This window comes from Oceanicaulis sp. (assembly GCF_965249665.1).
GTDB lineage: Bacteria > Pseudomonadota > Alphaproteobacteria > Caulobacterales > Maricaulaceae > Oceanicaulis.
Genome location: NZ_OZ252247.1, coordinates 1,682,499 through 1,695,708, shown reverse-complemented (window position 1 = coordinate 1,695,708; position 13,210 = coordinate 1,682,499). Strand labels below are relative to the sequence as shown.

At 59.9% G+C, this 13,210-nt stretch carries 15 protein-coding genes; 7 read left to right on the top strand and 8 right to left on the bottom strand.

From position 1 onward, the window contains the following. Positions 1–39: 39 nt before the first annotated feature. Positions 40–1,275 (bottom strand): aspartate kinase, encoded by a 1,236-nt coding sequence (locus tag ACP154_RS08165; RefSeq protein WP_421860030.1) that lies wholly within the window; start codon positions 1,273–1,275, stop codon positions 40–42. A 169-nt stretch (positions 1,276–1,444) separates the two neighbouring features. Here ACP154_RS08165 and ubiG point away from each other — a divergent pair, with 169 nt between their 5' ends. Then, positions 1,445–2,209 carry a bifunctional 2-polyprenyl-6-hydroxyphenol methylase/3-demethylubiquinol 3-O-methyltransferase UbiG gene (ubiG, locus tag ACP154_RS08160; protein WP_421860032.1) on the top strand — a complete coding sequence of 255 codons (765 nt, stop codon included), beginning with the start codon at positions 1,445–1,447 and terminating at the stop codon, positions 2,207–2,209. Here the strand turns inward: ubiG and ACP154_RS08155 are convergent. From ACP154_RS08155 to ACP154_RS08140, 4 genes are read right to left on the bottom strand one after another with little or no spacing between them, the layout of a single operon-like run. Then, positions 2,206–2,634, bottom strand: a complete 429-nt coding sequence (locus ACP154_RS08155) for a DUF1178 family protein (protein ID WP_421860034.1) — start codon at positions 2,632–2,634, stop codon at positions 2,206–2,208. The two genes, ubiG and ACP154_RS08155, sit on opposite strands and share 4 nt — an antisense overlap. Then, entirely contained in the window at positions 2,631–3,473 is an 843-nt protein-coding gene (locus ACP154_RS08150) for a carbon-nitrogen hydrolase family protein (protein WP_421860037.1), read from the bottom strand. The genes ACP154_RS08155 and ACP154_RS08150 overlap by 4 nt, the downstream gene beginning before the upstream one ends. Next, positions 3,470–3,736: a glutaredoxin 3 gene (gene grxC / locus ACP154_RS08145; protein ID WP_022700293.1), complete on the bottom strand. Its 267-nt coding sequence runs from the start codon at positions 3,734–3,736 to the stop codon at positions 3,470–3,472. Before grxC ends, ACP154_RS08150 begins: the two co-directional genes overlap by 4 nt. A 59-nt stretch (positions 3,737–3,795) precedes the next feature. Continuing rightward, complete coding sequence (locus ACP154_RS08140; protein ID WP_421861376.1) at positions 3,796–4,530, bottom strand: ComF family protein; 735 nt, start codon at positions 4,528–4,530, stop codon at positions 3,796–3,798. 38 nt (positions 4,531–4,568) lie between these two features. On the opposite strand from ACP154_RS08140, the gene ACP154_RS08135 reads away from it, so the two are divergent. Further along, positions 4,569–5,519 (top strand): methyltransferase domain-containing protein, encoded by a 951-nt coding sequence (locus tag ACP154_RS08135; RefSeq protein ID WP_421860039.1) that lies wholly within the window; start codon positions 4,569–4,571, stop codon positions 5,517–5,519. Positions 5,520–5,521: 2 nt separating this feature from the next. Here ACP154_RS08135 and ACP154_RS08130 read toward each other — a convergent pair whose 3' ends face one another. From ACP154_RS08130 to ACP154_RS08120, 3 genes are read right to left on the bottom strand one after another with little or no spacing between them, the layout of a single operon-like run. Then, a complete protein-coding gene (locus tag ACP154_RS08130; RefSeq protein WP_424993792.1) occupies positions 5,522–5,638 on the bottom strand; it encodes a hypothetical protein in 117 nt (38 codons plus the stop codon). Between the two features lie 53 nt (positions 5,639–5,691). Next, complete coding sequence (locus tag ACP154_RS08125; RefSeq protein ID WP_107712505.1) at positions 5,692–6,117, bottom strand: (deoxy)nucleoside triphosphate pyrophosphohydrolase; 426 nt, start codon at positions 6,115–6,117, stop codon at positions 5,692–5,694. 60 nt (positions 6,118–6,177) lie between these two features. Continuing rightward, complete coding sequence (locus tag ACP154_RS08120) at positions 6,178–7,170, bottom strand: peptidylprolyl isomerase (protein ID WP_421860046.1); 993 nt, start codon at positions 7,168–7,170, stop codon at positions 6,178–6,180. A gap of 117 nt (positions 7,171–7,287) precedes the next feature. Here ACP154_RS08120 and secA point away from each other — a divergent pair, with 117 nt between their 5' ends. From secA to ACP154_RS08095, 5 genes are all read left to right on the top strand, one after another. After that, positions 7,288–10,068 carry a preprotein translocase subunit SecA gene (gene secA / locus ACP154_RS08115; RefSeq protein WP_421860049.1) on the top strand — a complete coding sequence of 927 codons (2,781 nt, stop codon included), beginning with the start codon at positions 7,288–7,290 and terminating at the stop codon, positions 10,066–10,068. Positions 10,069–10,155: 87 nt separating this feature from the next. Then, complete coding sequence (locus ACP154_RS08110) at positions 10,156–11,442, top strand: tyrosine-type recombinase/integrase (RefSeq protein WP_421860051.1); 1,287 nt, start codon at positions 10,156–10,158, stop codon at positions 11,440–11,442. Positions 11,443–11,659: 217 nt separating this feature from the next. Beyond that, positions 11,660–12,082, top strand: coding sequence for a hypothetical protein (locus ACP154_RS08105; protein ID WP_421860053.1), 423 nt, complete (start codon positions 11,660–11,662; stop codon positions 12,080–12,082). 101 nt (positions 12,083–12,183) lie between these two features. Beyond that, positions 12,184–12,522, top strand: coding sequence for a hypothetical protein (locus ACP154_RS08100; RefSeq protein WP_421860056.1), 339 nt, complete (start codon positions 12,184–12,186; stop codon positions 12,520–12,522). A gap of 162 nt (positions 12,523–12,684) precedes the next feature. Continuing rightward, positions 12,685–13,206, top strand: coding sequence for a hypothetical protein (locus ACP154_RS08095; protein ID WP_421860059.1), 522 nt, complete (start codon positions 12,685–12,687; stop codon positions 13,204–13,206). The last annotated feature ends 4 nt before the right edge of the window (positions 13,207–13,210 follow it).

Below are 13,210 nucleotides of genomic sequence, written 5' to 3'. Positions count from 1 at the left end.
CGGTTTCGGGGGATACAGGCAATGTTTGAGGGCGGTTCGTCAAGCCTTCGGCGGCGCCGCGCCCAACCTGTAGGCGCTGTGCAGCGCACGCACGGCGTGTTCAAGAAGGTCTGCATCCACAAGGGCTGAAATCTTGATCTCGCTCGTCGCGGTCATCCGCACGGCAATGCCTTCGCGCGCCAGTACGCCATACAGCGTACGCGCCACATCCGCCCGCCCCCGCAAGCCTGTGCCGACGACCGACACCTTGGCCAAACCGGTTTCAGAGCGCACCTCCAGCCCGTTGGGGCGCGCCGCGTTTTCCGCCGCCGCCAGTGCGCGCGGCAAATCGCGCCCCGCCACCGAACACTCCACCACCGAACCACCCGAGCGGGCGCGGGCCTGCACGATCATGTCCACATCCACATCCGCCTCACCCAGCGCCGCAAACAGAAGCTCCGCCGCCTGGGGACCCTCACCGCCATGCAGCGACAAGCGCGCCTGATCACGGACATAGGCGACGCCGGACACGATGCGCTTTTCCGCAATCTCCACCTCGGGCGTGACTTCAGTGCCCGCGCTCGCCCCTGCCGGCAAAAAGCTCGACTTCACACGTAATGTCACACCCTTCGCCTTGGCGTATTCAACCGAGCGGGTCTGCAGCACCTTCGCGCCCATGGCCGCCAGCTCCAGCATGGCGTCATGGCTGATGCGTTCGACCCGGACGGCTTCTGGCGCGATGCGGGGATCGGTGGTGAACACTCCATCCACATCGGTATAGATGTCGCACTCGGCGCCCACAGCCGCCGCAACCGCTGCGGCGCTCAAATCCGTGCCGCCCCGGCCCAGGGTCGCCAGACGCCCATCCGCGTTGAGCCCCTGATAGCCGGCGACCACCGGGATCACACCCGCCGACATCATCTCATCAAGAGTTACGCCATGAATATCGGTGATCTTGGCGCTACCCGGCGGGCCTTCCACCAGAATCGGCAAGCTCCAGCCGGTTACGGCTTCGGCATGAAAGCCTTCGCGCTTGAGCGCGAGCGCCATCAGCGCTGCACTCGCCTGCTCGCCCGCCGCCAGCACCGTATCGGTTTCAACCTCTCCCAGACCGCCGCCCAGCGCTTCAGCCGCGCCCAGCAGGCGATCGGTTTCGCCCGCCATGGCGGAGACAACAACGGCGACCTGTTTGCCCTGCCGCGCCTCGGCCGCGACGATCGAGGCGGAGTGCGCTATGCGCTCAGGGTCCGCCATGGAGGTGCCGCCAAATTTAAGCACAAGACGGAGCGTAGCCATTAACATCCTCCAGACACACGACAATCAGCGACAGAACGGCGCTCTGCGGCGCAACGGGCTCGATAATCGCGGGAGATGAGACCATATTGCGGCGCAATAGGTACAAAACCGGCGAAACCAGCGCAAATGCGCATCTGCTGTTCACCGCCGGGATGCGAAGGAGCCCATCATGGCCCAGGCCGAAGCCCCGACCCAGTTGTCCACGCCTTCGATCGACCCGGAGGAAGTTGAGAAATTCTCCCGGATCGCCGGCGAATGGTGGGATCCGAAGTCGAAATTCGCGCCTTTGCACAAATTCAACCCGGCGCGCCTGACCTATATCCGCGAACTGCTTGGCCGGCATTTCAACACCGGCGGCGCAGAACCGCTCAAGAACCTCAAAGTGCTTGATATCGGTTGCGGCGGCGGACTGGTCTCCGAACCCATCGCGCGGCTGGGCGCATCTGTGACGGCGGTGGACGCCGCAGAAGCCAACATCAAGACCGCCCTGGTCCATGCCGAGGAAAACGGCCTGACCATTGATTACCGCCATGGCACCGCCGAGCAACTTCTTGAAGAGGGCGGGCCAGAACAATTTGACGTCGTACTCAATCTCGAAGTGGTCGAGCATGTGGCCAATCCCGACACCTTCCTGCGCGATTGCGCCAAGATGGTGAAGCCGGGCGGCATGATGATTGTGGGCACGATCAATCGCACGCCGCGCGCCTTCGCCACCGCCATCTTCGGCGCTGAATATGTGCTGGGCTGGTTGCCGCGCGGCACCCATCGCTTCAGCAAGCTCGTCAAACCCCAGGAAGTGCGTAAAGCGCTCCAGGCCGAAGGGCTCAAGCCGCTTGAACCGGTGGGCGTGAGCTATAACCCGCTGAAGGATATGTTCTTCATCTCGTCAGATTCAGGCGTCAATTATCTGATGGCGTCCGAGAAACCGGCTTAGTTCGCCTTCTTGGGCGGCGTCGGCGCGAACGGCTCGGGCAAGGGCGCGCAGGGCACGCCCTCTTCGCTCAGCTGCTCGCGCTCTTCAGCGGTCGTCTCGCCATAAATCAGCCGCTCGGGCGCATCGCCCTTGTGGATGGCGCGGGCTTCGTGGGCGAAGCGCTCGCCCACATAATCAAAATTGGATCGGATATGCGCCTGCACCTGACGCGCAAGGGATTGAAAATCCGGCGCGCTGTTGGCGGTTGCTTCGGTTTTGCGAGAGGTGCGCACTGACGGCGCCATCAGCTGTTTTGAAATCTCGAGCGAGCCGCAGGTCGGACATTCGACAAGCCCGCGCGCATTCTGGACATCATAATCGTCTGAATTGCGAAACCAGGCCTCAAAGTCATGCCCCTCCGCACACGACAAGGCGTATCGGATCATGGCCCGGTGAACTCCCGGTCATTGCTGAGGGAGGGAATACGGCTGCGGGCGGAGGCGACCTCATCAAGGTCGATCTCAGCATGAAGCACGCCCGGTTCATCATGATCGAGATGGGCGATGACCTCGCCCCAGGGCCCGATCACCATGGAATGTCCCCAGGTCTTGCGCCCGTCCTCGTGCTTGCCGCCCTGGGCCGGCGCCAGAATAAAGCTGCCGGTCTCGATCGCTCTCGCCCTTAACAGGGTCTCCCAGTGCGCGCGGCCTGTCGGGCGGGTGAAGGCGCTAGGCACGGACATCATCTGGGCGCCCGCCTGAGCGAGCCGACGGTAAAGCGCGGCGAAACGCACATCATAGCAAATGGTCAGCCCCAGCTTTCCGCCCGCCGCATCAGTCAGGACGGCTCGGTCGCCGGGTGCGTAATTGGTGGATTCCGAATAGGTCTCGCCGCCGCCCAGCGCCACATCGAACATATGGATCTTGTCGTAGCGGGCTTTCAGCGCGCCATCGGGTCCGAAGAGATGCGAGCGATTGACCGCACGCTCGCGACCCTCGTCAGAGCTCACACCCCCTTTCAGCGCCATGGAGCCGATCAGAAGATCAACCCCCAAGGAATCCGCAAGATCGGCGAAGCGGACGAGGGCGGGCTCAACCTCCGGCGTATGGATCTGCTCAAACAGGCGCTCAGCGTCTTTTTGCACCAGTGTCGTCGTCTCTGGCGTCAGAATGAACGTCGCGCCATGGCCCGCCGCTTCGCGGATCATTGCTTCGGCGTCATCCAGATTGCGCTCCGGATCCGTGCCGGAACGCATCTGTATCAGTGCGAGTTTAATCGCGCTCATAGCGCTCCTTCAGTGCGTAGCAGATCATCCAGTTTGCCCGCGCGTTCCAGCGCCATCATCTCGTCGCAACCGCCCACATGGGTCTCCCCGATGAAGATTTGCGGGAAGGTGCGGGCGCCGTTGGCGCGGTCCACCATTTCTTTTTTCTTCTTCACATCAAAGCCGGCGTCAATCTCTTCAAACGAAACGCCTTTCTTTTTGAGAAGCGAAACGGCGCGCACGCAATACGGGCACATGGGGCGAGTATACAGGGTGACGGCCATGTCAGGCCCTCCTTGATTTGTATCAGTCTCAGGGGAGCGGGGTCTCCGCAATCGCCCTGTTATGTAAGCGGATCCACGGGTTTAACAACGCGCGCCAGCGTGATCGCGGTCACATCTTCGGCGCCGGCCCGTTTAAGAACCCTTGCACACGCCTGCAGTGTCGCGCCGGTCGTATGCACATCGTCGACAAGGACAAAACGCCGGCCTTGGATAAATGGTTTCGCATTTTTCTGAATCCGGAACGCGCCCGCCACATTGCGCTGGCGCGCCTTGCCGCTGAGCCCGCCCTGGCTGGGCGTGGCGCGTGTTCGCAATACCAGACTTGGCTCCACAGGCAGTGAGACGACCTCAGACAGTGCGCGCGCCAGCAAAAACGACTGGTTGAACCGGCGCCGACGCAACCGGCTGGCATGCAGAGGTATTGGGATCAGCCCGTCCGCCCCCTCCAGCGCATCGCGTCCGGCCCGCGCCATCCAGCGACCGAAGACCTTGAGCCCGTCGGTCCGCCCGGCATGCTTGAGCATCAAAACCAGACGCCGGCTCTCGGCGTCATACACGAAGGCCGACCTCATCCGCCGACAAGACGGCTCTTGCGCCGCACAGGCGCCGCACAACGCGCCCTTACCAATGGGATAATCAAACGGCAGCCCGCAGCTTTCACACCAGGGCGCGTCCAGAAAGCGCACCTGCGACCAGGCCTCGGCGGATAATTCTCCGGGCGCAGCCACGGGGTCGCCGGTGATGGGACACAAGGGCGGCCAGATCAGATTCGCGCAGACACGCCACAGCCCCAAGGCTTTGCCTGACAGCGCATTGGGTCCATATCTGGCCCATGACCCCGGTAACGCTGATTTCATCCAAACCCGCCCCGCAACCCGAAGACGGGCCGCCTGTCCTGTTTGACCGGCGATTGCTGACCCGTCGCCGGGATCGCGCCGCCTCTGATTTCCCAGCATACGACTTTTTGCACGCACGTGCTGCTGACGATCTTCTGGACCGGGTGGAAAGCGTCAGCCGGGATTTCGACACCTGCCTGGTTCTAGGCGGTGGCGGCGTGGTCGGGCGCGCGCTGAAAGACCGCCCTCAAGCGCGGCGTAAGATCAATCATCTGATTGAGGCCGACCTGTCACCGCGCATGGCGGGGCTGAGTGATCACAGCGCGGTTTGTCTGGATGAGGAACACTTGCCTATTGCGCCTGAAAGCGTGGATCTGGTTCTGGCCTGTCTGAGCCTGCACTGGACGAATGATCTCGTGGGGGCGCTGATCCAGATCAATCATGCGCTAAAGCCAGACGGGTTTTTCGCGGGCGCCATTCTGGGCGGATCAACGCTGACCGAATTGAGGCAATGCCTGAAAAGCGTTGATGAGGCTGACCCGGCGCCGCGCCGCGTCTCGCCCTTCGCCGATACGGTGGATATGGCGGGCTTGCTGGGTCGGTCCGGATTCGCCCTGCCCGTATCGGACGTGGACCGGGTGAAGACGCGCTATGGCAACTCATTTGTTCTGATGCGCGACCTGCGCGCCTGGGGCGAGACTAACGCCTTGATTGAGCGGCCCCGAACCCCCGCCACCAAAAGCTTTTTTGTGAAAACCGCCCAGATCTATTCAGAGCGCTTTGCAGAAGAGGACGGCAAGGTTCCAGCGACGTTCGAGATCATCCATTTCGCCGGCTGGGCGCCGCATCCCGACCAACCCAAGCCCAAACGCCCTGGATCAGCGAAAGTCCGATTGGCGGACGCGCTGGGGGTTGAAGAACACAAATCCGGCGACATCGCGGGTTAGGGTCACCCCTCTCCGCCCGAACTGCCCGAGGCCGTGCTGATCGTCGTGCTGACCATTTGCAAAAGCTGCCACAGCTGATCCCCCAAGAGCGAAACTGCGGTAATCACGACGACGCCCAATAATCCGACGATCAAGCCGTATTCAATGGCCGTCGCGCCACGCTCATCACGGATCAGCCGACGCGCGCACCGACCAGCCTGTCGCGCAATTCCGCCGCCAGCGGTTTGTCGGCGGGCGGCATGGGATACTCGCGAAACTGATCGGGCCGGATCCAGACGATCTTCTGCCCCTCGCTGGGGGCGATGAACCCGTCCCATCGCCGGCAGACGAAGAGCGGCATCAGAAGATGGCCCGCGCCGTCGAGCGGTTCGGAGGCAAAGGCGAAAGGCTGCAGACATTGCTCGCATGGCTCGATCCCCAGCTCCTCGCGCAATTCGCGCACAAGGGCCTGTTCAGGCGTTTCACCTGGTTCAACCTTGCCGCCCGGGAATTCCCACAGGCCTGCATGCTGTTTGCCGGTCGGTCGTTGAGCCAGCAGGACACGTCCATCCGGGTCCACAAGCGCGCACGCCACGACGAGCAACAGATTAGAAGTCATATCAGTAGACCGTTTGGGTTAAAGCGGAGTTGGGAGACAGGGTGTATGCGCCATTAAGGCCTAGGGCGCATCCTCGCCCGGCGCCTCTTCTGGCGTATCAATGTCGGCTGGCGGGACCGCAGCAGGCTCCGTCGTACGAAGCGCGCTGGGCGCCTGACCGGCGACCCGGGTCACGGGATACCGCTCGCGCAGCACCTCCAGAAGATCATCAATGCCCTGCAAAGTCAGGAAACGGATGATATTGGGCCGCACCTCGTCCAGGCCTTCACGCGGCTGCAGACGGCGGTCCATCACCTGCAAGACATGCCAGCCGTATTCGGTTTCAAACGGGGCGCTGACTTCGCCCTCGCTTGTGTCAAACGCCACCTGGGCGAAGCCGGTGAGAATGCCCGAGCGAGTGAAGTAACCCAAGTCACCGCCGCTGAAGCGCGTGGCGAGATCCCGGCTGACTTGCGCCGCCAATTGTCCGAAATCGCCGCCCTCAGCCAGAAGGCGCGCAACTTCATCCGCTTCTTCGCGGGTCTCCACCAGGATATGGCGCGCCCGGATCTCTTCGGTGCGGGGAGCGAGACGGCTCTGCTCTTCATAAACCTGCTGGACCGCGTCGTCGCTGACCGCAGACGCAATGGCGTTCTCCACCAGGATATTGCCCAGAATTCGCTCTTCAGCAGCGGCGAGACGACGCCAGGCTTCGTCCTCGTCCTGAATGTTGCGCGCCACCGCTTCCAGCGCCAGAAGCCGCTGATCGATCAAGTCTGAAAGCGTATCGCGGAATTCCTGATCGGATGGGCGCAGGGCCTGCGGATTTTCAATCAATCCCACAGCGGTCGCTTCCCGGCGCACATCATCGATTGTGATGACCGTCCCGCCCACGCGCGCGGCGATCTGTGAGGACTGCGTCTCACGGTCCGCAGTGAAGCGCAGTCCTGACTGTGACGAGAGGGCGCTGGAGGGCTGTGATTCTTCAATCCCTTGCGGGTTACAGCCCGCAATAAACGCCAATGTGATGAGTGCGGCTGCTACATGCAGTCGGCGGGCTTGATTGACAGTCAATCAGGGCCTCCTTAAGTGACCTTTGACCTTACACGACGTGAGAGTTGCGCCCAGGCGTCCGCTTCGGGCGCTCACGTCGTCTTTAATTCATTGTTCGCCCGTCAAGGCAGATACGTCATGCTCAACATCGCCCGCAAGCTTTTCGGCTCCTCCAATGACCGCGAGGTCAAGCGCATGCGTCCCATGGTGGACCAGATCAATGCGCTGGAGCCAGACTTTCAAGGGCTCGATGATGCAGCTTTGGCGCAAAAAACCATCGAGTTCCGCGAACGTCATGAGAAGGGCGAAAGCCTGGACAAGCTGCTGCCAGAGGCCTTCGCCGCCGTGCGAGAAGCCGCCAAGCGCGCTCTGGGGCAACGCCATTACGATGTGCAGCTGATGGGCGGCATTGTGCTGCACCGGGGCAATATCGCCGAAATGCGCACGGGTGAAGGCAAGACGCTGGTCTCCACCCTCGCTGCTTATCTTAACGCCCTGCCCGGCAAGGGCGTGCATGTGGTGACGGTGAACGATTACCTCGCCCAGCGGGACTCTGAATGGATGGGCCGGGTGTTCGCCAAGCTGGGCATGACCACGGGCGTGATCATTCACGGCATGAGTGATCCGGAGCGCCGCGAGGCCTATGCCTGCGACATCACTTACGGCACCAATAACGAGCTCGGCTTTGACTATCTGCGCGACAATATGAAGTACGCGCTCAATGACATGGTCCAGTTCGGCGGTCGTCCGCTGGAGAAGGCCGAGCACCATTTCGCCATCGTCGACGAAGTGGACTCCATCCTCATTGACGAAGCCCGCACGCCGCTGATCATCTCGGGGCAGACCGAAGACCGCACCGACTTTTACAAGACCATCGACCAGATCATCCCGATGCTGGACGATGAGGACTTCACCATCGACGAAAAGGCCCGCTCGTGCACCTTCACCGAGGAAGGCAACGAGCATATCGAACAGCTCCTGAAAGAACGTGATCTGCTCGATAATGACGCCGACCTCTACGATATCGAGAACATCTCTGTCGTGCACCACGTCAACCAGGGCCTGAAAGCGCACAAGCTGTTCGTGCGCGACAAGGACTACATCGTTCGCGACGGCAAGGTTGTACTGATTGATGAGTTTACGGGCCGCATGATGCCAGGTCGCCGTCTGTCGGACGGGCTGCACCAGGCCATCGAGGCCAAGGAAACCGTCGAGATCCAGCCTGAAAACCAGACTCTGGCCTCGATCACCTTCCAGAACTATTTCCGCCTGTACACAAAGCTTGGCGGCATGACCGGCACCGCCGCCACCGAGGCGGACGAATTTCACGACATCTACAAGCTGGGCGTGAACGAAATCCCGACCAATCGCCCGGTGCAGCGGATCGATGAGGAAGACGAGCTCTATCGAACCGAGGACGAGAAATTTAACGCCATCCTCAAGGCCATCGAAGACGCGCACGCCAAGAACCAGCCGGTTCTGGTGGGTACGGTCTCGATCGAGAAATCCGAGCGTCTGTCTGACTTCCTCAAGAAGAAAAAGATCGCGCACCAGGTTCTGAACGCCCGGTATCACGAGCAGGAAGCCGGCATTATCGCCCAGGCGGGCGCTCCGGGGGCCGTGACCATCGCCACCAACATGGCCGGCCGCGGCACCGACATCCAGCTCGGCGGCAATGTGGATTACAATCTGCAAGAATGGGCGGATGCGGAAAAAGCTGCGGGCCGCGAACCTGATGACGCCGCGCTGAAAGCCAAGCGTGAGCAGTTTGAAGCGGAAGTCGCCGACAAGAAACAACAGGCGCTGGACGCCGGGGGTCTGTTCGTCATCGGCACCGAGCGCCATGAAAGCCGTCGGATCGACAACCAGCTGCGCGGCCGGTCAGGCCGTCAGGGCGATCCGGGCCGCTCCGCCTTCTTCTTGTCCGTCGAAGACGATTTGCTGCGCATCTTCGCGCCTGAGCGCCTGGACGGCATCATGCGCACGCTGGGCCTGAAAGAGGGTGAAGCCATCCAGCACCCCTGGATGACCAAAGCCGTCGAAACCAGCCAGAAAAAGGTCGAGCAACGCAATTACGACATTCGCAAGAACATCCTCAAATACGATGATGTGATGAATGATCAGCGCAAAGCGATCTTCGAACAGCGCATCGAATTCATGACCGCGAAAGACGTCTCTGACGTCATCACCGACATGCGTGAGACGACCGTCGAGGACCTAGTCACCAAGCACATCCCGCCACGCGCCTATGCTGACCAATGGGATATCCAGGGTCTTAACGAGGAGGTGGTCAAGCATTTCAATCTCGAGCTCCCGATTAAGGATTGGGCCGCCGAGGAAGGCATCGCGGACGAAGAAATGCGCGAGCGCCTGATGAAGGTGGTCGACGAGACCTATGCCGAAAAGGCCGCCAATATCGGACCGGAGCTGATGCGCCGGATCGAAAAGCAGATCCTGTTGCAGACCATCGACCAGAACTGGCGTGACCACCTGCAGAACCTGGACGCCCTGCGCTCGGCTGTGGGCCTGCGCGGCTACGCCCAGCGCGACCCGCTCAACGAGTTCAAAACCGAAGCTTTTGCGCTGTTCGAGCACCTGCTTGACGAGCTGCGCTATGAGACCACGCGCGTCCTGTTCCATTTGCGCATGGCGCAAAGCTCGCCTGCGCCCGAAGCGCCTCAGCCGCCCAAGAATATCCAGGCGCAACATATCGACCCGCAAACGGGCCGGAATGAGATGGATGACAGCGGCCAGCGTCCCGCCCAGTCCACGCCCTCGCCGACCGCCACGCGCGTCGCCGCCCAGAACGTTGACCCCAACGATCCCAGCACCTGGGGCCGTGTGCCGCGCAACGCCGCCTGTCCGTGCGGATCGGGCAAGAAATACAAGCATTGCCACGGCGCAATTGGAAGCGCTTAATTTTCAAGTGCTTAGTGCTTTTCTTGTGCTAACATTTCGTTCTGCATATGTTATGCAAAACGGTGATTTGGCGCGGTTGTACGGCATATGTCAGGCAATGATGACGAGAGCTATGAGGAAAAACTCGAAGGCGGAAAGGTGCATTTGTTTCAACGCAATGGCATCTTTCAAGCACGCATCTATAAGGGCGACCGCCGATATATCTATAAGAGCCTGAAGACGAGAGACGTTACTCAAGCACGCAAGGCGGCAATCCGCTTATTTTTCGAGCTTGAGTTCCGCAAAGAACAGAACCTTCCGCTCCAAACCAAACGGCTCGACGACGTTATCGACGAGTACATTAAGCTTCGCCAGACACAGCACGACAGAGGCGGCTACAAGCGCGGCAAAAGCCAACGGGGACAGCACACCAGCGCACACATGCTTCGCCAGATAAAACGTGTGAGCAAGTTCTGGCGTGAATACGCAGGCAAGCTGGCCGTTGATAGGATCGATAACGCCGTATTGGCTGATTATGTGCCCTGGCGCAGAGAGTACTACCATCGCATGCCTGCAGATGAGATCCCACTCAACGCCAAGCCCAATCCTGCTGACAAGACACTGGAGTGGGAAACTACCTTCGCGCTCACGCTTCTAAAATTCGCACATGAGCGAGGCTACAGAGGCGCAAAGCCCCTGCCTACATTTAGGCACAAGGCATCGCGCACAGTGACTCGGCCAGCGTTCAACCTCGTCGAGTATCGCCGCCTCATCAGCGCAATGCGGCGCTGGATGCACGAAGAGAAAGACCCTAAGCGGCGCTACACACGCGAACTACTAAGGGACTATGTGCTGTTCCTCGCCAACACAGGCATGCGGGTAGGCGAAGCCAATAACCTGCGTGAAAGCGATATCAGCACCTTCACTGACGATATGGACCGCAAAAACTACGCGTTTGATGTAGACGGCAAGACTGGCAAGCGGATCGTAATTTTGCGCGCTGCAGCAGCGCGATGGGTCGAGCGCACCCTACAGCGCAACGAGCGCTGGAAGCCTGTTTGGGAGGCCGAAGCGGCCTCCGAGCGAAAGCATGTTAACCGCAAGAGCGCAGAGCATGACGACTGGCTGTTTCGCATGCCGGACGGGAACAAGGTCATCACACTGATCGACCAGTTCAAAAAGGTGCTCAAACGCGAGGGACTGACACACAGTACGGATGGTGAGCCGTTCACGCTGTATAGTCTGCGCCACTTCTACGCCGTTCAGATGCTGCGCAATGGCAAAGTCGGCGTGTTCGACGTGGCGCGCAACATGGGCACCAGCGTGCAAATCATCGAGCAGTATTACGGCAAGCACGCCACGCCAAAAGAACTGGCGACCCGACTGGGCGGTTAGCGGGAGCACGGCAGCGTCTTACAGCGCTCTGTGTGCCTCTTGCGCACTCTGCCAGCCACTCAGATAGCGACGCGACGAGATACGTAAAACAAGTCGCCGGATTTGTTATCATTCGAAATGCACAATTGACGGCGCGAAAAGCGAACAATGGGGTTTGATGAGATAGTTTCATAGTCAGCGCGGTTGCTGACGAACGGTTTAGAAAAGGGAGATTCCAATGAACCGCATCGAAACGATCTTTGACGAACTTGCTGCCGACGGCTTTCAACTTGTCGACGTGCAGCGCACTACTGTGCCCACCACGTTCAAAACCAAAGTGCTTGCAGCAGCCGATAAACAGATTGCTCTGCTTGCACAGAAAACCGATGCCGCGCAGCTCAATTATGCCAGCAAAGGCAATAGCGGGAAATACTGGTGGGGCACCAAGCCGGTAAACAACCAGCGTCTTGTTCGCGTGTATGTCGCCAATCGCTTGCTTTACCAGAACATGCAGGCCATTCGCGTGCCCAATACTGTGGATTCTGTTCGCCACGCTATCCTCGCTATCCGCGCTAAAGCTGAGGCTCGTTCGGAAGCGGACTGGGAGGCGTTTGCTAAGCGGCGCGAGCAAGCGCGCAACAAGGCCGCAGCAAAAAAGTAGTAGTACCGTCTGAGCTTTATCAGCTATGCGCGGAGGCGCATGGGCTCGATAAAAAGTGCCCGATCTATCTCCGCATACTGCGCCTCCTCCAGCAACTACGAATGACGCAGGGGCGCGTTCGTAGTTGCAAGAGAACGCAAGGGCTGGAACGGCGGATCGAGCGGCTCAATGAGCAACTTGGCGAAGCCGTAAGCGAGTTCGAAGACACTTACCCTTACCCAGCCTCCGCCATCTTCAACTTCATCGGCGACAGCGTGGTGCCCAGCGTCACTGAGTATGACGGCACCGATGAAAGCGACACCATTTTGAGATGGGATTTGTTTCCAAACCCGAATGCGGAGTCCAACGGAAAAGATACGGATGAGCTGGCTGAGAAAGAGAACAAGGCTCAGCAAGAGCGCCTCAACGCACTGCTAGCTTGGGCAAAGCGCAGACGGTGACATCGATCCAAAACGCCCTGCGAGAGCCGCAGGGCGTTTTTGTTAACCTCTGAGTGTTTTCTTTCGAAATGCGAATTTTCGCGCGAGAAAAGCGAACATCCGCATTTGATGCGACTATCTCCTTGTCAGCAACGGGCTGGCGCTAAAACAAGGAGACTTCAGATGAAACACATCATTATCAGCCACCCGCTCTATCAGCTTGAGGAGCGCAAAACCGCTATCGCTGTGGTATTTTTGGAGGGCATCAAGCCACCACGCGGCATCGCCCAACGGATTGCCGGCAAGCTCGGCCAATTTCGCCAGCACAATGGGCGCGCCGATAAGATCAAGCGAACCCGCCTCGCCAACGATGAAATAGTTTTTGAATTAGTATGCTCGGTCGATGAAATGAACGACGCAGAGCGCGATCAAACGGCAGCGGCAGTCGAGTACGCGATCTCTCACATCAACGCGCTTCACCCCATACCTGAGCTTGCTTGGCTCCAAGCCGCATTCAGCTCGCACGGGTCGGCCATGCGCGACAGCTTCATAAGCAAGCGCGCTGAGCGTATTCACAAGCTGCTTCGAGCGAATGGTTGGGCAATCAACAACGACACTCTCAAAGTGCTGTTGTCAGGTGTCAGCGAGGATGAGCTAGCTGACGCGAATATGGACTATGCACTTGGCTTGATAGCCGCCGAGTGACGCC